The organism is Bifidobacterium sp. UTCIF-39 (genome assembly GCF_006408715.1).
GTDB lineage: Bacteria > Actinomycetota > Actinomycetes > Actinomycetales > Bifidobacteriaceae > Galliscardovia > Galliscardovia tissieri.
Genome location: NZ_JEOG01000021.1, coordinates 34,422 through 57,093 on the forward strand (window position 1 = coordinate 34,422; position 22,672 = coordinate 57,093).

General features: G+C 60.7%; 15 protein-coding genes and 1 riboswitch. Of the genes, 4 read left to right on the forward strand and 11 right to left on the reverse strand.

Translation table 11 applies throughout. The annotated features are described in order from the left end of the window. Window positions 1–62: 62 nt before the first annotated feature. The 7 genes from EP30_RS08725 to EP30_RS08755 form a co-directional block, all read right to left on the reverse strand. A complete protein-coding gene (locus EP30_RS08725) occupies window positions 63–2,897 on the reverse strand; it encodes an extracellular solute-binding protein (protein WP_181160852.1) in 2,835 nt (944 codons plus the stop codon). A gap of 3 nt (window positions 2,898–2,900) precedes the next feature. Continuing rightward, window positions 2,901–3,701 carry an ABC transporter ATP-binding protein gene (locus EP30_RS08730; RefSeq protein WP_140557917.1) on the reverse strand — a complete coding sequence of 267 codons (801 nt, stop codon included), beginning with the start codon at window positions 3,699–3,701 and terminating at the stop codon, window positions 2,901–2,903. Between the two features lie 390 nt (window positions 3,702–4,091). Beyond that, complete coding sequence (locus EP30_RS08735; protein WP_094662621.1) at window positions 4,092–4,802, reverse strand: TenA family protein; 711 nt, start codon at window positions 4,800–4,802, stop codon at window positions 4,092–4,094. Between the two features lie 23 nt (window positions 4,803–4,825). Next, complete coding sequence (locus tag EP30_RS08740) at window positions 4,826–5,671, reverse strand: energy-coupling factor transporter transmembrane protein EcfT (RefSeq protein ID WP_258185441.1); 846 nt, start codon at window positions 5,669–5,671, stop codon at window positions 4,826–4,828. Further along, the gene (locus EP30_RS08745; RefSeq protein ID WP_258185442.1) at window positions 5,668–7,218 is read right to left on the reverse strand and encodes an ABC transporter ATP-binding protein; all 1,551 of its coding nucleotides are present in this window, start codon (window positions 7,216–7,218) and stop codon (window positions 5,668–5,670) included. The genes EP30_RS08740 and EP30_RS08745 overlap by 4 nt, the downstream gene beginning before the upstream one ends. Before the next feature lie 3 nt (window positions 7,219–7,221). Then, on the reverse strand, window positions 7,222–7,842 hold the full coding sequence (locus EP30_RS08750; protein ID WP_140557919.1) for an ECF transporter S component: 621 nt from the start codon (window positions 7,840–7,842) through the stop codon (window positions 7,222–7,224). A gap of 55 nt (window positions 7,843–7,897) precedes the next feature. Next, window positions 7,898–8,019, reverse strand: a riboswitch (TPP riboswitch). Between the two features lie 127 nt (window positions 8,020–8,146). Further along, window positions 8,147–9,517, reverse strand: a complete 1,371-nt coding sequence (locus EP30_RS08755; RefSeq protein ID WP_140557922.1) for a dipeptidase — start codon at window positions 9,515–9,517, stop codon at window positions 8,147–8,149. A gap of 78 nt (window positions 9,518–9,595) precedes the next feature. On the opposite strand from EP30_RS08755, the gene EP30_RS08760 reads away from it, so the two are divergent. The 4 genes from EP30_RS08760 to glnA all read left to right on the forward strand — a co-directional run bounded on the left by EP30_RS08760 (window position 9,596) and on the right by glnA (window position 14,509). Then, window positions 9,596–10,207 carry a DUF3043 domain-containing protein gene (locus EP30_RS08760; protein ID WP_094662627.1) on the forward strand — a complete coding sequence of 204 codons (612 nt, stop codon included), beginning with the start codon at window positions 9,596–9,598 and terminating at the stop codon, window positions 10,205–10,207. Between the two features lie 216 nt (window positions 10,208–10,423). Next, window positions 10,424–11,875: a dihydrolipoyl dehydrogenase gene (gene lpdA, locus EP30_RS08765; RefSeq protein WP_140557950.1), complete on the forward strand. Its 1,452-nt coding sequence runs from the start codon at window positions 10,424–10,426 to the stop codon at window positions 11,873–11,875. Window positions 11,876–12,058: 183 nt separating this feature from the next. Continuing rightward, window positions 12,059–12,787 carry a DUF4191 domain-containing protein gene (locus EP30_RS08770; protein ID WP_094662629.1) on the forward strand — a complete coding sequence of 243 codons (729 nt, stop codon included), beginning with the start codon at window positions 12,059–12,061 and terminating at the stop codon, window positions 12,785–12,787. Window positions 12,788–13,060: 273 nt separating this feature from the next. Then, entirely contained in the window at window positions 13,061–14,509 is a 1,449-nt protein-coding gene (glnA, locus tag EP30_RS08775) for a type I glutamate--ammonia ligase (RefSeq protein ID WP_140557924.1), read from the forward strand. 593 nt (window positions 14,510–15,102) lie between these two features. Here the strand turns inward: glnA and EP30_RS08780 are convergent. The 4 genes from EP30_RS08780 to EP30_RS08795 form a co-directional block, all read right to left on the reverse strand. Beyond that, entirely contained in the window at window positions 15,103–17,160 is a 2,058-nt protein-coding gene (locus EP30_RS08780) for a sodium:proton antiporter (RefSeq protein WP_140557927.1), read from the reverse strand. Between the two features lie 253 nt (window positions 17,161–17,413). After that, on the reverse strand, window positions 17,414–18,451 hold the full coding sequence (locus EP30_RS08785; RefSeq protein ID WP_181160853.1) for a universal stress protein: 1,038 nt from the start codon (window positions 18,449–18,451) through the stop codon (window positions 17,414–17,416). A gap of 315 nt (window positions 18,452–18,766) precedes the next feature. Then, complete coding sequence (locus tag EP30_RS08790) at window positions 18,767–20,245, reverse strand: amino acid permease (RefSeq protein WP_140557932.1); 1,479 nt, start codon at window positions 20,243–20,245, stop codon at window positions 18,767–18,769. 809 nt (window positions 20,246–21,054) lie between these two features. Next, a complete protein-coding gene (locus tag EP30_RS08795) occupies window positions 21,055–22,470 on the reverse strand; it encodes an MFS transporter (protein ID WP_140557935.1) in 1,416 nt (471 codons plus the stop codon). Window positions 22,471–22,672 lie beyond the last annotated feature (202 nt).

The window sequence follows — 22,672 nt, forward strand, 5'->3', positions numbered from 1 at the left end:
GCGTGAATGTCACGTCACGGATTCAGCGTGTTGTGTGGATGGGTTGGGTTTGGTTCAGGGTCTTACTTTGCAGCGCGCTTGCAGGCTTCGGAGAAGTCCTGATGCTCCTGCAGCAGATCCACCGTCAGCGGCTTGTCGAAGGTCTTCGGATACTTGGATCCGTTGGCCGGAGCCTTCTCGCCCTGATAGAGCGGCGTCGGGTAGGTCTTGAGCAGCTCGGCACGGCCCTTGTCGATGATCACACCGGCCATCTGCTGGGCCATGGGGTTCGTCTTGTCCCCCTTGTCGATCACGGCCACCGACTCGGTGAGGGAGTAGTTGCCCTCCTCCGGGTCCACGTAGTCGATCGGCAGGCCCTTGGCCTTGTCCGCGGCGGCCTGATGACGCAGACCAAAGCCCACGGCCACCTCGCCCGAACGGACGGACTTGAGCGGACCGGAACCGGACTGTTCGAGGTGCGGGCCGGCGTTCTTGTAGATGTCGGTGAGGATCTGCCTGCCCTCGTCACCGGTGCCGTAGGCACCCACGACGGCCTGCACCATCAGCCAGCCCGTGGAGGATCCCTCCATGTCCGGTACGGAGATCAGACCGGCGTACTTCGGATCGGCGAGATCCTTGAAGCTCTGGGGAACCGGCACGCCGGCCTCCTTGATCGCCTCGGTGTTGTAGAAGATCGCACCTTCCTGGGCGGTGGTGGGGCTGCGGTAGTCGGGGGCCTTGGTGTTCTCCGAGTCGCCGAGCAGCTTCGACTTGACGTCGGTGAGCGGCTGGAACATCTGGTTGCGTTCCTGCGCGGAGTCCACGTAGTAGGAGCTCATGGTGATCATGTCGGCCTCGAGGCTCTTGCCCTCGGCGAGCATCTTGCCGCCGAGTTCGGAGGTGCCGAAGCTCTGCATGATGTACTTGTCCTTGAATCCGTTGGCGTCGAGCGCGTGCTCGAAGGCGGCCACGGCCTCGTCATCGGCGTTCGTGTAGATCACGACCTGCTGGCTGGCTGCGGCGGTGCCGGAGAAGGCACCGAATCCGAAGGCCACGAGGATGGCGGCGGCCACACCGGAGGCGACGCCCTTGACCACGTTACGGCTGCGGGCACGCGGGTTGTTGATGGGCGGCAGCTGGAAGCTGGCGGCCTGCTCGGCGGTGGCCTTGACGCCCTGACGCACGGCGGCGGAGGCGGCTTCGGCGACCTTGACCTTGGCAGGCCTCTTGCGGGTGGCCAAGGCGATGAGGCCCTTGACCACGAGGTTGGTCACCAGGATGAGCAGCGACAGCGCGAAGATGTCGTCGAACTTGGCGAGGTGCTGCAGCGCGGAGATCTTGGTGGTGATCACCTGGGTCTTGGCGCCGGTGAGGAACACCACGGCGGAAATGGTGACCATCGCGTTGACGAAGTAGTATCCGAACACCTGCAGCACGGTGGGCAGCGCGTTCGGCGTGACCACGCGGACGATGGTCTTGAACCAGCTGTCACCCATGAGCTTGGCCGTGGTCTCCCACGAGGCGTTCATCTTCGACAGCGAGTCCTTCATCATCTGGTACGGGGTAGCGAAGTAGTGCACCACGTTGGCCACGATCAGAATCCAGAACGTGTTCTGCATGGGCGTGCCGGAGAAGGCGAACAGGAACGCGATACCAAGCACCATGCCAGGCACGGTGTTGATGATCGAGCTGATCGAGTCCACGAAGCGCTTGGCCGCGGCGGGCAGCTTGCTGCGGGAGGTGATCAGACCGGCGGCGTAGGCGAACAGGCAGCCGATGATGGCCGTCATCACGGCCACGTACACCGAATTGGTGAACACCTGCATGAGCTCGCTGGTGGTGAACAGCGCTGCGATGTGCGACATCGTGAAGTTGAGCTTGAACGGCCACATCTCGACGAACGGGATGAGCAGGATCACGGCGAACACGGACAGCACGCACACCAGGGCGATCACCGAGGCGATGCCGCAGAACGCATCACGCTTCTTGCCCTCGGGCAGGTCGATCTGCGAGACCTTGGAGTAGCGGATCGAGAAGCGCTCGAGCACGGCCATCAGGATGATGGAGATGATCGACGGGATGAGCATGAACACGGCGATCACGGCACCACGGTTGAAGTTCGGGATGCTGCCGAGCATCTGGTTGAACAGCGTCATGGCGAGCACATCGTAGGTGCCGCCGACGGAGGTCGGAATACCGTAATCGGTGAAGCTCAGGAAGAAGCTCTGGATGAACGCCACGCACATGGTGCCGATCAGTGGTCGTACCACGGTCATGAAGAAGGTCTTGATCGGCTTGTCGCCCATGATGTGCGAAACGATGATGAACTTCTTGTCCACGAACTGGAAGCTATTGTTGATCAGCAGGAAGCAGGTGGGCATGGTGTAGATCACGTAGCCGATGAGCAGGCCGTTGAAGCCGTAGATGTCGAACAGCTGGTGGCCGAACAGCTTGGTGATCAGACCTTCCTTACCGAAGGAGTAGATGATCGCGAAGCCGTAGGTGATGGTCGGCAGCAGCATCGGCACCTGGGTGAGCAGGGCGAGCGCCTTCTTGAACTTCGGCGGCAGGTTGGTGCAGTTCACCGTGTAGGCCAGCAGGAAGGCGAGCAGCACGGCCACGAGCGCGGACGCGGACGCCACCTTGAGGCTATTGAACACGGAGGTGAGGAATTCGGGCCGGGCCAGAATGGCGGAGTAGTTGGCCATGGTGGCCGCGCCGCTTCCGGTCTGGAAGGACTTCATGATCACGAGGACCATGGGGATGATGAGGAAGCCGATGAAGGCCACCGTCACCACGACGAGCAGTGCGGTGAGCTCCGGCTGACGGTTGCGTCGGGCCAGTTGCTCGTGATAGGGCAGCGGTTCGGGCGTGATGGTCTTTTTCTGCGCGCCCGCCTGAACGGATTCGACCGACATGACTCAGGCCTCCTGACCGGCGCCGGCCAGCACGGGCTGCTTGGCGTTCGCGCCGTCGGCGTCGTCCTCGAACAGGGAGTAGATGTTGTTGCGCTTGACTTCCAGCTGGTGGAGGATGAACTTGCGCACGAACTCGCTGGCGGGGTGGTGGATGATGTCGTCGGGGGATGCGTACTGGGCGATCTTGCCCTGGTTGAGGATCAGCACCTTGTCGCTCATCGTGCAGGCCTCTTCGGGATCGTGGGTCACCATGATGGTGGTGAGGTTGTACTGTTCCACGATCTGCTTGATCTTCTGCTTGATCGATTCCTTGATCACGCCGTCCAGTGCGGACAGCGGCTCGTCGAGCAGCAGCAGCTTCGGCTTCATCACCAGGGTGCGGGCGAGCGCCACACGCTGCTTCTGGCCACCGGAGAGCTCGTCGATCTTCTTGTTGAGGTGCTCCTCGAGACCGAGCAGGCTGATCATCTCCTTGATCTCCTTTTCGGTGGAGATGCCGGGGTTGTTCTTCAGACCGTAGGTGATGTTTTCGTAGGCGTTGAGGTTCGGGAAGAGTGCGTAGTCCTGGAACACGATGTTGAAACCGCGCTTCTCCATCGGCACGTTCGTCAGGTCCTCGCCGTTGTAGAGGATCTGGCCGCTGGTGGGCTGGCTGATGCCGAGGATGATGTTGAGCAGCGTGGTCTTACCACCGCCAGAAGGACCGAGAATAGACATGATCTGGCCGTCTCCGATGGTCAGGGAGATGCCGTTGAGGACGTGGGTGTCCCCGAAGGACTTGGTGATGTCTTTCAGTTCCAACATGATGTTGTCGCCTTTCGCGTCGGATTGGCGGCCGACGCACCGTTGTGTGTTCTATGTCTTTACTGCTACTGCTTGTTCTTCTCTTGAGTGGACCGGTCTGAACCGATCACAGTTATGATTCTTCCATCGGCGTCGGCGACGATGGGGTTACAGCGCTGAAGGTTCATAGAAAGAACGGTGAACAACAATCAAACTTACATGCGTTTTACGTAGTTTTTTGCACAACCGTATGCGGATACGCGTATCTTCGGACTGAACATCAACATCACAACCCAACTCCCACAAGGCCTGAGAATGCAAAACGGCAGCCCATCCGACGTTGTTCCAGTATGTAGAAATGACGTCGGACGAGCTGCCGGTTATGCCTTCGCGGTTCGGAACGGGATCGGATCAGGCCAGATCGTAGGCGTCCTCGAAGAAACGCCTCTCCAGATGCACGATCCTGCGGAACACGTCGGCCTCGGGACCGTCCACATGCGCGTACTCGTTGACGAGCGCGATCAGGCGTCCGGTCCAGGCACGGAACAGCTCGCCCTCGTGCAGGTCGACCCAGCCCTTGTGCGCAGGCACCTGCTGGATCACGCCGGCGTCGACCGTGCGCTTGGCCCAGGCCAGATACAGCCATTCCATGCAGCACAGCGCGGTGATGAGTTCCTCCCATGTGCCGTTCACGATCTCGGACAGGTAGTCGCAGTATTCGCGGTTGGCGGGGGTCTGCGGCGCGTTCTCGTACTGCTCGTCGGTCACGTGGTACACCTTGAGGAAGTTGGTGAAGTAGGGGGCCTCCTCGTCGGCGAAGAACTGCGACTGCTTGCGCAGCATCTCCTTGGTCTCCTCGCGCGGGGCCAATGCGATGGCATGGTCCATGATGCCCTGGTTGAAAAACTTGAAGTCCTGGATGAGGTAGGACACGAGCACGTGATCGGGAAGCGTGTCGTCGAGCAGTTCGTTGACGAATCGGGAGTTGATCGCCTTGTTCCAGTCCTCAGCAGCCGACATGTACAGCTGGTCGGCCACGCTTCCGGCCTCGGCGCCGAGGAACGCCCATTCGCCGCTGACGGATGCGGCCGCTTCGGGCACATGCTTGGTGGTTTCGCTCATGATGAGCTCCTTTCGGATTCGGATCAGTTGGAGGTAAGGGGCAGGTTCCAGTAGCCGGTGGCGATGGCGGTGCCCACGGCGATGGCGGGGACGATCAGCGCGATCGCATAGGAGACCCAATCGATGGCGTGCAACTGCGATACGCGGGCCATGGTCCGTGTATCCGACGCGCCGAATCCTCTGGCCTCCATGGCGGTGGCGAGCTTGGTGGCGCGACGGATCGACAGCACCAGCAGCGCGAACGCCTGCGAACAGACACGACGGATCGGATTGCCGTCGCCAAGACCGCGCGAACGACGAGACAGGCCAAGGGCCCGCCAATCCTCCTGCAGCAGCGTGAACATGCGGATGCCGGCGAGCGCGCCGTAGACGAACCGCGACGGCAGGTGCAGGATCTGCACGAGTCCGTCGGCCAGATCGGTGGGGTCGAGTCCGAGCACGAAGATCACACTCGGCACGGCGATCGCCGCCACACGCAGGAAGGTTGCCACTGCCAGATACAGCGATCCATCACTGATCACGATGGCCGCCCATGCGAAGTGCACGGTTCCGCTCGTCCGTCCGTACAGGGCGATGGTGACGAAACTGCCGACCGCGGCGATCCACACCGGCCAGGTGCGGCGCAGGACGACGAACGGGTTGATACCGCCGATCCACAGCAGGACCACGGACAGGGCAAGCTGGATGGAAGCGGATACCACGTCGAGTGTGGTGAACAACGGCAGACTCATGATGAGCGGGCAGATGAATCGGCTGACCGGGTTGAGTCGTGCGATGAACCATGACTGCGAGGCCGGTTTGACACGCTCGTGCCGCTGTTCCGGTGGCGTGACGGTGACGGTCATGCCGGCGGCTTGTGATTCACTCATCGTGCACTCCCCTCGTTTGCGGCCGTTGACGACACGCCGAAGTGTATGGGAATGGCATCCAACGATCGTACCAATGGCTCGTCGTGGGTCACCATGATCACCGTGCAACCCTGATCGCGGATTCCGGCGATCAGTTCCACCATCTGGCTCCATGTACGAAAATCCTGGCCGAAGGTGGGTTCGTCCATGACGAGCACGCGCGGTGCCGCGGCAAGCATGGATGCGACGGACAGTCGGCGCTTCTCCCCTCCGGACAGCGTGTACGGGTTGCCTGCAGCGAAACGCGACAACCGCAGACGCTCCAAAAGCTCATCGGCGATCGCATACGCCTCGTCGCTTTTGCCCATGGATTTCGGACCGATCGCCACCTCGTCGCGCACGGTGTTGGCGGCGAACTGATGCTCCGGCTCCTGGAACACCATGCCGATGCGGCCGAGCAATTCACGGCTCTTCCAATGGAATGGTTCGCGCGAGTTCGGTTTAGGAGCCAGATCGGATGCGATAAGCACCTGACCGGCCACAGGTTCGAGCAGTCCCGCCAGCGTGAGTGCGAGCGTGGACTTGCCGGCGCCGTTGGGGCCCATCAGCGCGTAGATGCGACCGCGTTCAAAGTCAAGATTCACATGTTCGCCCAGCGGCACGCCGTTACGTCCGAACGACAGATCCCGGGTGGACAGCACGATGCGCTCGTTCTCAACATCGTCAGTGGTGGCGGTGTCGGCGGTGTCATCATCGTCATCCGTGGGCGGGAAACTCGGAATCGCACGCCCCGGCACCCATGAGCCGCCATCGGCGAGAACATCACCCATGGTGGAGAACACCTCATCGGGCGTACCGTCGGCCAGCACACCGCCTTCATGGCTGTCGCCCGCGGCACCGAGCACGATCACGCGGTCGACCAGATCAAGCCAGACGTCGATATGATGTTCGACCACGACCATGGTCTGACCAGTGGACTCCACGACATGCCTCACCGCATCATGAACCTCACGCACGCCCGGTGGATCGAGATTCGCGGTGGGCTCATCGAGCAACAGCAAACCGGGACGCATGGCCAGTACGCCGGCCAATGCCAGACGCTGACGCTGACCACCGGACAGGTGCCGCGTGGAATGCGTGAGCTCAAGCGATTCAAGTCCCACGATGTCGAGCGACGCCCGGACCCGCTTCCACGTCTCGTCCTTGGGGACGCCAAGATTCTCACAGGCGAAGGCCACATCGTCGCCCGCACGTTCAAGGATGATCTGCGCATCCGGATCCTGCAACACCAATCCGGCCATACCGCGCGCGTCGTTGGCGTCCACTCCCCCGACGCTGAGCGTACCCTCGCGCACACCCTCGTCGTCACTGCCCAGCACGCCGGCCATGGCGGCCATGAACGTGCTCTTGCCGGCACCCGACGCGCCCAGCAGCAGCACGCGCTCGCCGGGACGGATCGTCAGATTCACATGACGCAGCGCGAAGTCCTTGCGGGTGGAATGACGCCAGCCCCAGTCGCGCGCCTCAACGCCGACCGGGGCCGCCTTCTGGAATACGGAATCGTTCACCGATCAGACCAGCGCCTTGGCCCTGCCGGACTCGAAACGGTCGAGCACGCCGGTGGCGGCGATGGCACGCTGCACGAACCACATGAGCAGGCCGGCGATCACGGCACCGGAGATCAGCGTGGTCACCAGATAGGACAGACCGTAGGTGCTAAAGAAGCCGATGCCCACGCGGCTGCCGAACGGGGAGAACTCGAACAGGTAGTTGCCGAAACCGGACAGCAGACCGGAAAGGGTGGCGGTCAGCGGGTTCCACACGCGGTAGCGCACCACGATGAAGATGATCTCGGCGAACACGCCTTGGACCAGACCGATGATGATCGAGCCGCTGATGCCGAATACGCCGCCGGCGCCGATGATGTATTCGATGCAGGCCGCGATCAGTTCGGCGTAGATGGCCGCGCCGGGCTTGCGCACGATGATGGCGGCCAGCGGACCGGCGAACAGCCAGAAGGCGCAGACCAGACCGTTGAAGCCAGGGAGCACGGCGTCAAGGGCGGTGGTCGGGATCTTGTAGATCAGATCCCAGCCGGCGAAGATCACACCGGATGCGACCGCGATGATGGATGCGACGACTATATCGACTACGCGCCAGCGCAGATTCGTCTTGGCGATGGTTTCAGACATGTGAGTTGTGCCTTTCCTCTCCATGGGGAACGCCGGTTGCGTTCCGCCACAAGGCACGGGAAAACGAGAGACATCCGTGCGCCGGCATTACCCGGTATACGTTCATACGGTCGAAGCAGTGCTTCCTCTCAGCCTTCGCATTCTGTGGGATATGCGAAAGCCCCCGTGTCCGAAGCTGATACTACACGGGGGCCTTACAAAGTGCAATGGTCAATTCCGCGAAATCATGGGAATCGTCGATGAACGGTTCCGTAGATCTACGTAGTTCACCATGATTGGCGGAACGACCGCACGTAATTTTGGGTTACCGGGCGAGCTTGCCGAGAATCAGCGCCTCGGCGAGGATGTTCTTCTTCAGACTCGGCAGGTCGATGGACTCGTTGGGGCTGTGCGCGTTGGCCTTCGGGTCCTCGGGGCCGGTGACCAGCACCTGCGCCTGGGGGAAGATACGCTGCAGTTCGGGGATGAACGGGATGGATCCGCCTTCGCCCTTGTTCGCGGGCTCCACGCCGAACGCCTCGGCCAGCGCCTCCTCGGCGTCCTTGACGGCGGTGCAGTTGGGGTCCATGGCCCAGCCCTTGCCGTTCTCCAGCGACTCGACGGTCACTTCGGCGCCAAACGGGGCGTTTGCCTTCAGGAACTCGGCGAGCGCGCGCTGCGCCTCCTCGGGCTCCTGGTTGGGCGAGGTGCGCATGGACAGGCGGAAGCGAGCGGAGTCGGCGATCACGTTGAACGAGCCGTCCACGGGATGCGCATCGAAGCCGATCACGGTCACGCTGGGCTTGGTCCACAGACGGGAGGCGATCGAATCAGTGCCGGCGAGACGATAGCCGGGCACCACAGCGGCGTCGGCGCGCAGGGACTCCTCGTCAAGATCGCGCTGGAGTCCGCCGATCGGCTCCTCGGCGAGCAGGCCGGGCACCACGAGGTTGCCGTCCTTGTCATACATGGACGCGATGAGCATGGATGCGAGCGTGTTCGCGTCGAGGATCGGACCGCCGAACTGGCCGGAATGCACGGGGTGGCCGAGCACGCGCACGGTCACGTCCACGCAGGTGTTGCCGCGCAGGGAGGTGGTCAGACTGGGGATCTCGGCGGACCAGTTGCCGGAATCGGCCACGATGATCACGTCGGATTCGAACTCGGCGGCATGCTCTTCGATGAACGGGATGAAGCTGGGCGACCCCATCTCCTCCTCGCCTTCGATGAACACCTTCACGTTCACACCCAGATCGTCTCCAAGGGCGTGCAGCGCGCCGGAGTGGATGGCGATGCCGCCGCCATCGTCGGCCGCGCCACGGCCGTACAGACGACCGTCGTCCTTGGCGGTGGCGACGAACGGATCGGTGTCCCACTCCTTGGGATCGGGAACCGGCTGCACGTCATGATGGGCATACAGCAGTACAGTGGGCGCCTGGGGATCCACGATGCGCGAACCGACGACCTCCCACGCACCGGGCGTGCCATCCGGGTTGCGCGACTGGACCACGCGAGCGTCCACGCCCTCCTCACGCAGCACCTCGGCCACGAATTCGGCGGAACGCTTCATATGATCGGCGGTGATGCCCAGCGCCGACACGGATCCCAGTGCGATCTTCCGGGATAGCACGTCAACGACCCGCTGCCAGTCCTGATCCACGCGGGAGCGCAGCTCGTCGAAACCGACCTGTGCCATATAATCATCCTCCTTGGCGATTGGTGTCATGTGGCTGTATAAACCCTATGAGTCTAGGCGTCACCGTAACCTGCTCGTATGACATGGAACCCTTTCAAACGTTCTGAAGACAAGGAAAAGGCCGAACAGACGCCGGAAGAGACGCCGCAGAGCAACGGCAAGAAGAATCGTCCCACTCCGAAGATGAAGGATGCGCAGGCCGCCAAGATCCGCCCGCTGGTCCCCAAGGACCGCAAGGCGAGCAACAGGGCCGCCCGGCAGAAGATGCGCGCGAAGCAGGACGCCGAATACGATGCCATGAAGACCGGCGATCTCAACCACATGCCCAAGTCGGAGCGTATCGACTACCGCATCTACATCCGCGACTATGTGGACGCCCGTTGGAATCTGGCGGAGTTCATGATGCCCTTCGTCATCATCATGCTGTTCTGCTCGATCTTCGTCACCTCGATGTACCCGCAGCTGACGCTGTGGCTGATGGTCATCATGTACGCATACTTCATCGTCGCGATCATCGACATCGCCGTCATGTGGCGCGGACTGAAGAAGAAGCTCATCGCCAAGTACGGTGAGAAGTCCGTCGCCAAGGGCACCCGCTCGGGCAGCTACGCATGGTCCCGCGCCATGCAGATGCGCCGTTGGCGTCTTCCCCGCCCGCGCACGCAGAAGCGCGGCCAGTGGCCGAACTGACCGAACCGACCGAACCGATCAGGAATGAGACTCAATTGGTCTGAACCTGATCTGAGCCGCGAGCGAAACCCGCCCGTTACGAACAGCCACGTCGTCGTCCAGATTCTATGCTGGATACGACGTGGTTTTTCTGTACCGCATCACTAATCACCAATGAATCAGCAATCATCAATGCGTGCATGCGCGGTTCACCGACACAAAGGAGCTGACGTGACCTTGGCAACCGAATTCGATGTCGTCGTCGTAGGAGCCGGACCTGGAGGATACTCCACCGCACTGCGGGCGGCCGAACTGGGACTGTCCGTGGCGTTGATCGAACGCGACGAACGTCCCGGAGGCACCTGTCTGAACCGTGGATGCATCCCCACCAAGGCGCTGATCACCGCAGCCAGAGCCGTGGAACAGGCACGCGCCGCCGAACGGTACGGCATCACCATACGAGTGGAGGACGTGGACTTCGGTCGGTTGGCCGACTACCGGGACCAGAGTGTACGGACCATGACCGAGGGGCTCGCCGGCCTGCTGCGCTTCCGGGGAATCACCACGATTCAGGGCACGGCCAGCATTCAGCCCGAACCGACGGACGCCGACGGCATGCACACCGTGTTCGTGACGCAGCAGGACGGATCGATGCGCAGCATCACCACCCGTCATGTCGTCGTGGCCACGGGATCCCGCCCCCGCCCCCTACCGACGACTCCGTTCTCGCAGACCGTGCTCAGCTCCGATGAAGCGCTGACGCTCGACACGTTCCCCAGTTCCGCGGTCATCATCGGGGCGGGTGCCATTGCGCTTGAATTCGCGAGTCTGTGGAACGCCGCCGGAACGCAGGTCACCCTGCTGGTTCGTCGGGGAGGCGTGCTGTCTCACTGGGACCGCCGGGTAAGCGCCACCCTGACCCGTGAACTCAAACGTCACGGCATCACCGTGATCACCAACACCAACGTCGATGAGATCGAGACCGGCGTGAATCTTGGCGCGACCGTGCGATACACCCGCACCGTCGGCCGTACCACGGAGCAGGGAGTAGCGGCGGCGGAAATCGTGCTCGCAGCCATTGGCCGCACGCCCAACACCGATGCCGACTGGTTCGCCGGAACCGGTATCACGCTTGACGATGCCGGATTCGTTCATACCGATGATATGGGACGCACCACGGTACATGGCATCTGGGCGGTGGGCGATATCACCGCCGGTCACCAGCTCGCCCACCGCGCCTTCGAACAGGGCATCACCGTGGCCGAGGCCATCGCCGGACTCGATCCCGCCCCGGTTGACGAGGCCACCGTTCCGAGCATCGTCTTCTCCTCCCCCGAGGCCGCATCCGTTGGCCTGACCAAGGCCGAGGCCCAGGCGCGGGACGGCTATACCGAGGTAACGGAGACGATCTATCCGATGATGGGCAATTCCCGCACCATGATGATCGGCGAAAACGGATCGATCACCGTGGTCAGCGCGGTCGATACCGCAAGCGGCGATCGCGTGGTGGCCGGCATCCACATGGTGGGCCCGGAGGTCTCCGAAATCGCGTCCGAGGCGGAGCAGATCGTCGGCGGCAAACTGCCGTTGAGCACGGTCGCACGACTGATCCACCCGCATCCCACGTTCTCCGAAGCGCTGGGCGAGGCACTGCTCAAGGCCGACGGCAGGCCGCTGCATATGCGGTAGACGCCCCAAGGACGACTCCGAATCCACGGTTGAAACCCGCGTCTGAGCCTTATCTGGACACGGCGTTTCATCCCGCAGCAGACCACTTGGCAGAAAGTCAAGTACACTATTTTCCAGCAAACCCAAAGACGACAGACCGAAAACGTGTGCCGTCGTCAGGTCAAGGAACAGTCAAAGGACATCATGGCAGACAACGAGAAGACCGAGAAGAAGGCAAAGAAGCAGGGCACGATCAGCCAGATCATTCAGATCTACAAGTTCACCTACGCGGACGACAAGCAGCTGCCGTTCCTGATCGCAGGAGGCATCATCCTGCCGATCATCGTGGCGGCGGCCGCATGCGCCATCCTCCACGTGCACTGGATCACGTGGATCTTCACCATGATTCTGGGCGTCATGGTGGGCCTGCTGTTCGGCACGATGATCCTCACCCGCCGCGCCGACAAGGTGGGCTACCGCCAGATGGAAGGCAAGCCGGGTGCCACCGGAGCCATCCTCAATGGCATCACCAAGGCCGGCTTCTCCTTCCCGCAGGAACCGATCTGGATCGACCCGCGCACCAAGGACGCCATCTGGCGTGGCACCGGCCGCACCGGCGTATATCTGGTGGGTGAAGGCGACTACGGTCGTGTGATGAAGGCCATGAGCCACGAGGAGGCCAAGATCAAGCGCATCACCCGCGGATCCGACATCCCGATCATCAAGCTGTCCGTGGGCGACGGCGAGAAGCAGGTGCCGCTGAGCAAGCTGCAGAAGACCGTGATGCGCCAGAAGGTGAAGCTCACCAAGTACGAACTCGACGAGCTCAACGGTCGTCTGCGCACCCTGCAGTCCAAGAACACCATGGGCGTGCCGAAGGGCATCGACCCCACCAAGATGCACGTCAGCCGCAGGGCCATGCGCGGCAAGTAAAGACCAGTCAGCAGCATTCGTTCGTTCCGTTCGTCGGCATCCTCGTCAGACAGCGGGAGGAACGGACATCACGGCATGACGAAGGCCGGGCCACCATCTCATATGGTGACCCGGCCTTTCTCGTATCAGGTCACCGTCGACTCCGCATAACCATGCGTCTTCCGAGCCGCAGGTTTCGCTTCACGAAACATTCTCGTAACTCAGCGGCCCCCTAGGGGAAATATCGAAGAGTATCTTCAACTTACGTAAGTTCTCATTGATAAAGGAGCGACTGTGGCAGAGAATAAGATTTTCGCCCACACCCCTGAGGAAGTCGAAGCGCTGATCAACAAGGAAGGCATCGAGTATGTCTCCGTCCGCTTCACCGACCTCATCGGCGTCCAGCAGCATTTCACCGTGCCGGCCAGCGAGTTCACCGACAATGCATTCACCGATGGCATGCCGTTCGATGGCTCTTCGGTTCAGGGCTTCCAGGCCATCAACGAATCCGATATGAAGCTGATCCCGGATGTGACCACGGCTTACGTCGACCCGTTCCGCAAGCACAAGACCCTGAACGTCGCGTTCTCCATCGTCGACCCGCTGACCGACGAGCCGTACTCGCGCGACCCGCGTCAGGTCGCGGCCAAGGCCGAAGCCTACCTGAAGTCCACCGGCGTCGCCGACACCGCCTCCTTCGCTCCTGAGGCCGAGTTCTTCATCTTCGACAAGGTGCGCTTCGAGAACACCATGCAGCGCTCCTTCTACGAAGTGGACTCCATCGAGGCTCCGTGGAACTCCGGCGTTGACACCGAAGAGGACGGCACCCCGAACATCGGTTTCAAGAACCGTGTCAAGCGCGGTTACTTCCCGGTTCCGCCGATCGACCACTACCAGGATCTGCGCGATGACATGGTCGCCACCCTGCAGCAGGTCGGTCTGCAGCTCGAGCGCTCCCACCACGAGGTCGGCGGCGCTGGCCAGCAGGAGATCAACTACCGCTTCAACACCCTGCAGCACGCGGGTGATGACCTGATGAAGTACAAGTACGTGGTCCACGAGGTTGCCGCCCTCAACGGCAAGTCCGTGACCTTCATGCCGAAGCCGATCGCCGGCGACAACGGCACCGGCATGCACTGCCACCAGTCCCTGTGGAGGGACGGCAAGCCGCTGTTCTACGACGAGAAGGGCTACGGCGGACTTTCCGACCTCGCCCGCTGGTACATCGGCGGTCTGATCAAGCACTCCTCCTCCGTGCTTGCCTTCACCAACCCGTCGCTGAACTCCTACCACCGTCTGGTCCCGGGCTTCGAGGCTCCTGTCAACCTGGTGTACTCCGCCCGTAACCGCTCCGCCGCCATCCGTATTCCGCTGGCTGGTACCTCCCCGGCTTCGAAGCGCATCGAGTTCCGCGCTCCGGATCCGTCCTGCAACCCGTTCCTCGCCTTCTCCGCCCAGCTCATGGCCGGTCTCGATGGCATCCTGAACCACATCGAGCCCCCGGAGCCGGTCGACAAGGACCTCTACGAGCTGCCGCCGGAAGAGCACGCCGGCATCAAGCAGGTCCCGAGCTCCCTCGCTGAAGCCATGGACGCCCTGGAAGAGGATCACGACTTCCTCTCCGCCGGCGACGTGTTCACCGAAGATCTCATCGAGACCTGGATCGACCTCAAGCGCGGTGAAATCGATCAGGCTCGTCTGGCCCCGACCCCGCTCGAGTACGAGCTCTACTACCACATCTGATCGGGTTTGTCGGATTCGGCGTCAGTGCTGTCAGTGCTGAGTTTGCAGTGAATCCGGCAGAACGATAGTGCAGGAAAACGAAGGCCTGCTGGCATCACTCCGATGTCAGCAGGCCTTCGTCGTATTTGGTGCGGCATGCCACGGCACCAAATGAGAAATACTATTTTCGATTCTCTGTCGCTTGGCAGAGAACGAGCAAACACCATGATTCTGTATTCTCTGCCACACCGTGTGGTAGGGAATACAAATACAAGCGTTTTTGGGCTTCCCTGCCAAGAAATCGTGGCAGAGAAGCCCAAATCCACGCAATACGGCGTTCGGTGCCACGCGGCCGCGGCACAGAACGCCATCACATCACTATTTCGCATTCCCTGCCACGATCAGCATGTCAATCAGCGCAATATCAGCGACCGTAAGCCGCTCATGCGGCAAATCTGGCGGCATAATCCATGGAAATCCGTGGCAGAGAACGCGGAAAAGTCCAGATTGCGCATTGCGTGCCAAACCGCGTGGCAGAGAATGCCCATATAGGGCCTCAAACCATTCTCTGCCACGCCCACCGCAAGCGACGTAGGCACCCCGCGCGGAACACGTCAGATTGCGGTCTCGGCCATGATCAGGTGGACGTTCATACGCATGATCCTGGCGTCGGACCGGGTAATCTCGCCGTGCTCCAGCATCTCGCGGATGGTATCCAGTTCCATACGCAGGGCATTGGCGCGCACGGCCTTCAATCCTGCGGGCTCCGCCGTGGAACCATTGATCGGTATACCCTTGCCCTCGATCTGATTGAGTCCCCTGCGGTATTCGACGAGCAGGTCAGTCACCACTTCCACCGCGGTATAGCGTTTGTCGAGCAGCACATCATCCAGACGATCGATGACATGGTTGTACAGCGGCACCTGCACCTTGCGAATCGACGCGGTACGCTCCGCCTCAATCGCAGGCGTGTACTGGGCGATCATCGCCCACGTTCGCCGAACGCTTGGCATGAAACGCCGACGCAGACGCGCCAAGCGGAAACGCAAACCACCAGGATAGGGGTTATCCGATTCAAGCCGGGACAGCGAGCTCTCCACATGATCAAGCAGATACTTTGCCCCCTGGATCTGGGTCTTGGTTTCCTGATCCGGATGCACCACGCTTTTACGTGACGCCAGCATGTCCTGCAGCCAGTCGCGTTCCCATTCCAGCGTCTGGATACGCAGTTTGTTCGCATCCTCAAGGGTCGAGGTCGGCAGATTCGTCTCCACACGACGAATTCGATCGTTGTATCCCCTGAGCACCTGCGTGGTGGCGGCATGGGTCTCCGGGGTATCGACGTCGACGATCTTCGCGATCGTACGTCGCAGCATGTCGATGTCGCGCTTGGCCCATTCCTCACGGGACGAGTCGGCCGGCTTGGGAGACAGCAGCGGCAGCATGATGTTGGCCATCAGAATCGAGATGATGATGTATCCGGAAACGATGAATATGATGATGTCTCGCACCGGCACGCTGGCACCGGAATCGATGGAATATGGCAGCGAGTACGCCATGGCGAGCGATATCGCGCCACGGGGGCCGCCAAAGGTCATCACCACCGCGGAGTGCCAACGCTGACGTGTCATTTTCCTGCGCAGTCCGGTGGTGGTGTCCTTGGCGATGCGCAACGTGCATGCGCACCAGATGAATCGCAGGATCAGCGTCATGATGGTCAGCAACACGACCAGCCCCAGAACCACCCACAGGTTGACGCGATTGTCCTCCACGATCGTGCGCATGGCCAGCGGCAATTGGATGCCGAGCAGCACGAACACGGTGCCGTTGAGCAGAAAGTCGACGAACTGCCAAACAGAGTTCGAGACGAGATTGACACGGGCGACATCGCCGCCCACGCCCTTGTGCGGGAAGGTGATCACCACACCGCAGGCCACGACGGCCAGCAGGCCGGAGATGCCGAGCCCTTCGGCGGCAAGATATGCGCCGAACGGCAGGAAGAGCTCCATGAGTATGCGCATGGTCACGTCTTCGAAATTATGCCGGCGTATGGCGAGGATCATGCGGTCGAACACCCATCCGATCGCCGCACCCACAACCGTGCCGAGCAGGAAGCTGAGCAGCACCTGCGCCCCGAAGCTTGCCGGCGAAAAATGCCCGGTCGCAAGCGCCACGAGCATGGTCTGAAATCCGACGAGGCTGACGGGATCGTTGAGCAGACTTTCGCTCTGCAAGACCGACTGTTGCCTCGGCGTGAGTTTCACCACGCCTTCCAATTGCGCCACGGAGACCGCATCGGTGGGGCTGATGATGGCACCCATGGCCACTGCCGCCATCATGGGAATTGCAGGCCAGAGCGCATGGAGTGTGACACCGCTGAGTATCATCAGCGCCAGCACCAGTCCCACGGCAAGCGACAATGACAGATTGAGATCCTCGGCCAGCGCCTTGCGATTGATGCTGCGCGATTCCAGATAGAACAGCGGAACGATGAAGAACAGCATGAACATGTCCGGCTCGAACCTGAAATTGGGCAGCGCCGGAGTGAAATACCAGAGTATGCCGAACGCGATCTGAATCAGCGGTGTTGAGATCTTGGGAAGGAAACGACTGAGGAACGACGACACCAGCACTGCGAACAATATTTCCGCCACCAGCACCGCATTGCCCATGTCCCCCGCGCTCCTTGATCCCCAACCATTCCGGTATTCCGGACCTTATTGCCGCGACGGCCTCGACAGTCGCCACGGCCTCATTGTCATGCTATGGGATTCATCACACGGCAGGGCGCATCCTTACGGCTCACGTATGCAAAACTCGCGTTTGCATACGGTTTCCTAACGGCACTTAATAGAGATACCTTCTATACAGGCACCCCCGATCCGTATCATCCCCGTATCAAATAGCCCTCGTATTGTCTGGCCATCAGTGGACGATCGTGACCGGGCATTCGGAAAAGTCAAGTACCCGTTTGACCAGCGCACTGGGATCATGATCGTGCTCCGTGGATTCGCCGGATCCCACAACCAGCCAGCACGCGTGACGTGACGCCTCGAGCAACCCACGACATGCAGGAAGTTGGAACGCCTCGGATTGCACGGTCAGCTCCGCGGGAATGTCGACCTCGGCGACGGCATCGGCAACAAACCGTTCGGCGAGAATCTGCGCCCCCTTGTCGGACATGGCCTTACGGCCGGTGATTCGCGTCATCTGGTCCATCTGCCAGCAGAAGACGGCGTGCAGGGAACGATGGTTGATCATGGCCTCGCGTATGCCGAATGCCAATGCGTGCTTCGATGATTCAGATCCATCCATGCCCACGACGATCGGCCGATGTTCCGGATCGAGATGCGGATCCTGATGCGGATCCGAGCTCGGGCGGACGTTCGGGACGTTGGATTGCGTCAGTCTCGTATTCGCGTTTACATTCGCGTTCATGATGACGCCGTTGGTCGCCGACGCCAGCGTCGCGGTTCCCGACATGTCGGACAGCTCGTCGGTTTCGTCCTCGATGCGGACCACGGTGACGGGGGTGTCCGTGGCACCGGCGACCGAGGCGTGCAGCGATCCCATAATCCAACGGGGCACGACGCCCATGGACCGACGGGCCAGCACGATCTGCTGGGCACTACCGCCCAACCGCAGCAGCGACGCGTATTCCGTAGCCTTCACCGAAGTGAATTTGAGATTCCGACGGTCGAAGCCGATGCGTTCGTAGCGGGCATCCACCCATTGGATGAGATTGCGCTCGATGTCATGACGGGCGTCCCGCCATTCCTCATCGTCATGCGTGTGATCGGTGCCCGTGGACCATGACGGGGTCCAGCCGAATACGGCATTGACGGTCTGCCCCGTTTTCGCGGACTCGCGCATCGCGAAATCCAAAGCCGTATAGGAATCGTCGGTGCCGTCGACGCCAACGACGATATCGGCGTCGACGGATTCTGGCCGATACTCTGGCATGTCTGCTTTCCCCTCCCGCCGAAGCGACATCGATATCGAGTATCGATCGGCGCGCCGGCGAAGAATGATGTCGACTCTATTGGATCGAAATCATAGGGCCTGCAACGCGGCAGCGGAAATCCATACCCCCTACCTCTAACGTGTTCATAACACCCTCTACCCCCTAGAGTTACAGAAAGGACTGTATTTTCAACGAAAAATCGGCGCGACCGCACGGCAGTAGTCACACCGATTCGTGATGAAAGGACAGAATGGACAACCGGAATGGACGACCAGACCAAACAGCCGGAAAACCAGTGTCCCAACCAGCTCCAGCTAGCTCTGCTTGGAACCAGACCTCGCCCGCAGCACCAGCGTTCGGATCCAGTACACCGCGTAGCACAGCACGATGATGACGATCATGTAGATCAACGACGGGCGCATGGATTCATAGACCGCCGACAGTATGATCGTACCCACGCTGAGGATCAACGTGACGATCGGCACCACCGGCCATGCGGGCGTGTGGAACGACAGCTCGTCCACGCCGCGGCCTTCCCTCTTCATCTCCAGACGGAAGCGGATCTCGCAGACGGCGAGCACCACCCACACGATCACGATGGCCAGACCAGCGCTGGACACCAGCGCCAGATAGATCACCGACGCGGCGGTGACCGACGACAGCAGCGCCAACAGACCGCCGATCATGGCCGTGCACAATGCGATCAGCGGCACACCGTGCGAGGTGGTACGTGAGAACACGCGCGGGATCATATGCTCGTTCGACAGCGACCACAGCATACGCGTGGACGCGTACAGGCCGGAGTTGGCGGCCGACAGAATGGCCGTAAGCACCACGAAGTTCATGATGTCGCCGGCGAACGGCAGACCGATCGCATCGAAGACCAGCACGAACGGGCTCTTGTCCACGCCGGCGTCCTGCCACGGAATCAGCGCCGACATCACCACGATCGAACCGATGAAGAAGATCGCCAGACGCCAGAAGGTGGTGTGGATGGCCTTCGGAATGTTCTCGCCCGGATCCTTGGTCTCCCCTGCGGTCACACCCAGCAGCTCCGTGCCAGCGAACGCGAACACCACCGTGGACATTGTGGAGAACACGGGAGCGAACCCGTTGGGGAATATGCCGTCATTGACCAGATTGGTCAGTCCCGGCGCATGCGAGTAGCCTGCGATCGGCAGAATACCGACGATGGCGAGCAGACCGATGGCGATGAACGCGATGATCGACACCACCTTGATTCCGGCGAACCAGAATTCGGCCTCGGCGAACGATCGCACGGACAGCGCGTTGAGCGTGAAGATTAGTACGATGAACAGTGCGCTCCACGCCCATGCCGGCGAGTTCGGGAACCACTTCTGCATGATCAGACCGGATGCGGTGAATTCGGAACCGAGCGCACCCATCCACGCGAGGAAGTAGATGATGGCGATGGTGAAACCGGTTCCGGGTCCAATGAACCGTCCGGCGTACACATGGAACGAACCGGTCTGCGGCATGGCGGTGGCGAGTTCACCCAGGCACAGCATGACCATATATACGTTCAACGCGCCGACGGCATAGGCCAGAATGGTGCCGATCGGACCGGCCTGATGAATGGTGTAGCCGGAGCTCAGAAACAGTCCGGTGCCGATCACGCCGCCGAGCGCGATCATCATCAGATGACGCGTCTCCATTTTGCGTTGCAGACCGACATGTTCGCCGGTCGACACATCCACGCCCTGATCCTGGCTCAACGATACGGCCGTCTGCGCCGATGTGGAATTCGATGCGGGCCCTGAAGCCGAAGTCATGCGCCCTCCCCCCTTTTTTCGGTTTTCGGATACGGCCTGAATGCCGACCATCCGGATACAATCCGTTCAACTGTATGTCGGCGGCAATGGCCGTATGGCGGCTTGGCTATAGGCCTTATCTATGGCAGGTTATGGGAATGACGATGGCGGGGGTGGTTTTGCCATTCGTGAATCGCGTTTCATTCAATTCGCATTCGACACCCACAGAAGGCGCACGCCAACACGGCATAAAAAAATCCCGCCACACCGGGCGAGACCACAACATCAGACAAGCGGGATGAGTACGGACGCCGTTGGCCGTATCCCCTGACCATTGATTGTTCAGCGTGATTGTGAGATCACTTGGCTGAGATCACTTCTCCTCGAGCATCTGGTGACCGAGTTCGGTCATGGTACGAGCCATGGAGTCGTTCACGTAGGTCAGCTCGGAGAAGCCAGCCATAGCAAGACCACGCATCATGTTTTCCTTGAAGGACATTGTCATTACCTCTTTCCATAGTGTCGGCGTTGCCGCCGGTTGATTCCTTGCCATCCCGGGATCCTCATCCCGCGGTGGCAGTCCATAATATAGGACCATGCGGTAATGCTTGCGTAAACAATATCCATCATTTGCCGAACTCGGCAACAAACCGCAGTTCGAGCACCGATCTCGCGCAAGAAAACATAGGAATTAGGTATTGACTCGGCTCCTATGAGCGCCTTCGGAAACGAAAAATCACAGAACTCGATAGTACCGAGAATTGGGCGTTGGAATTCCAATGGTCTATTTTCGGTACTATCGAGTTCTGTGATTTTCAAGCCGTCGTTCGCTACACTTCAGTCTTGGCGCGGTCCTCGGCGAGGATACGCTCGGTCTCGGCGATCTCCTTCTTGCCCAGCGGGTACCAGAAGGCGAGAATCAGCGCGGCGACGCCCAGGCACACCACCGGCAGCAGCGTGGCCAGAGCGTACACACCCTGCACCGTACCGGCCGACTGGACGACGGCGTGGCCGGCGGTGCTGGACTGGTACCCGATGAGACCAAGCAGGACGCCGCTGATGCCATTGGATGCGGCCTGTCCCATCTTACGGGCCCACGAGTTCAGGCCGTAGATGGTGCCGTCCTCGCGGATCTTCGTAATGGCCTGATGATGGTCGATCACATCGGTGATGAACGCCCACACCATGAGGTTGAAGTAGCCCGCGCCGATCGCACCGAAGAACATAAGCACCAGGTACACACGCCAATCGGTCAGGTGCACGAAGTACATGATGCCGTAGATGACGACAGCGAAGACCAGCGTGACGACGGCGGATTCACGCTTGCCGAACCTCTTGGCGATGCCGGTGGCGAACGGGGCGAGCACGAGCACGGTGATGTAGTTGAACATCACGGCGATGGCCATGCCGGTCTTGTTGTGGAAGTAGGTGTCGAACAGATAGGTCTGGTTGATGGACGCAAGCTGCTGGTTGATCACCACGAAGAAATCGGTGACGATGAGGGCGAGCAGGGCGCGGTCCTTAAACATGGATGCGACCATCTTCTTGGCGTCGAGCTTGCGACCGGCCTGCACGTTGGTGCGCTCGGTGGTGCAGCGGACGGTGATCTCATAGGAGATCCACGCCAGAATGCCGCACACGATGGCGATGATGAAGAAGCGGGTGCCGGAAATCACCTGCTCGCCGGCGACGTTGGTCTCGTACATGAACAACGGGATCATGTAGCCGGTCAGGGCACCGGCGATGGCGGATCCTGTGGAGCGGAACGTCGACAGCGACGCGCGTTCATCGGACTTGGCGCTCAGCGCGGAGGCCAATGCGCCGTAGGGGATGTTCACCGTCGACAGGAACACGTTGAACAGCACGTAGGTCACGGCGATGTACGCCACCTTGGCGGGCAGGGCCCAGCCGGCAACCACCGGCAGGAACAGCATGATCGCCACGATGATGAACGGGTAGCGGAAACGACGGATCCACGGACGGAAACGCCCCTCACCCGGTTTGACCGCGCTTTCGTCGGCCTTGTTGCCCACATACACATCCACGAACGCGTCGAAGATCTTGGTCAGCATCATAGTGATGCCCACGATGGCGGCGGGCACGCCCAGACCATCCGTATAGAATTTGAGCACGAATCCGTTGACCAGACCAAGAATGAAGCAGTTGCCGACATCGCCGAACATGTAGCCGATCTTGTCTTTGAGACCAAACGGCGGCAGCGACTGTGCCTTGTTCGTTGCAAACATAATTCCTCCCGATACGTCCTTGTATGCACATGCGCTCCCGCGCGCACCATGCAATCGGATAATGTGAGTGCGTTGTTGGATTTCGGTTCTTCCGTGAGCCGGTATGGAACAATCTAGCAGTGATGAACATCACAGAGGCGGCAACGATTATCAAAACATGATAAGAAACTACCTGTTTTTGACATCCGCGTATGTTCGATCA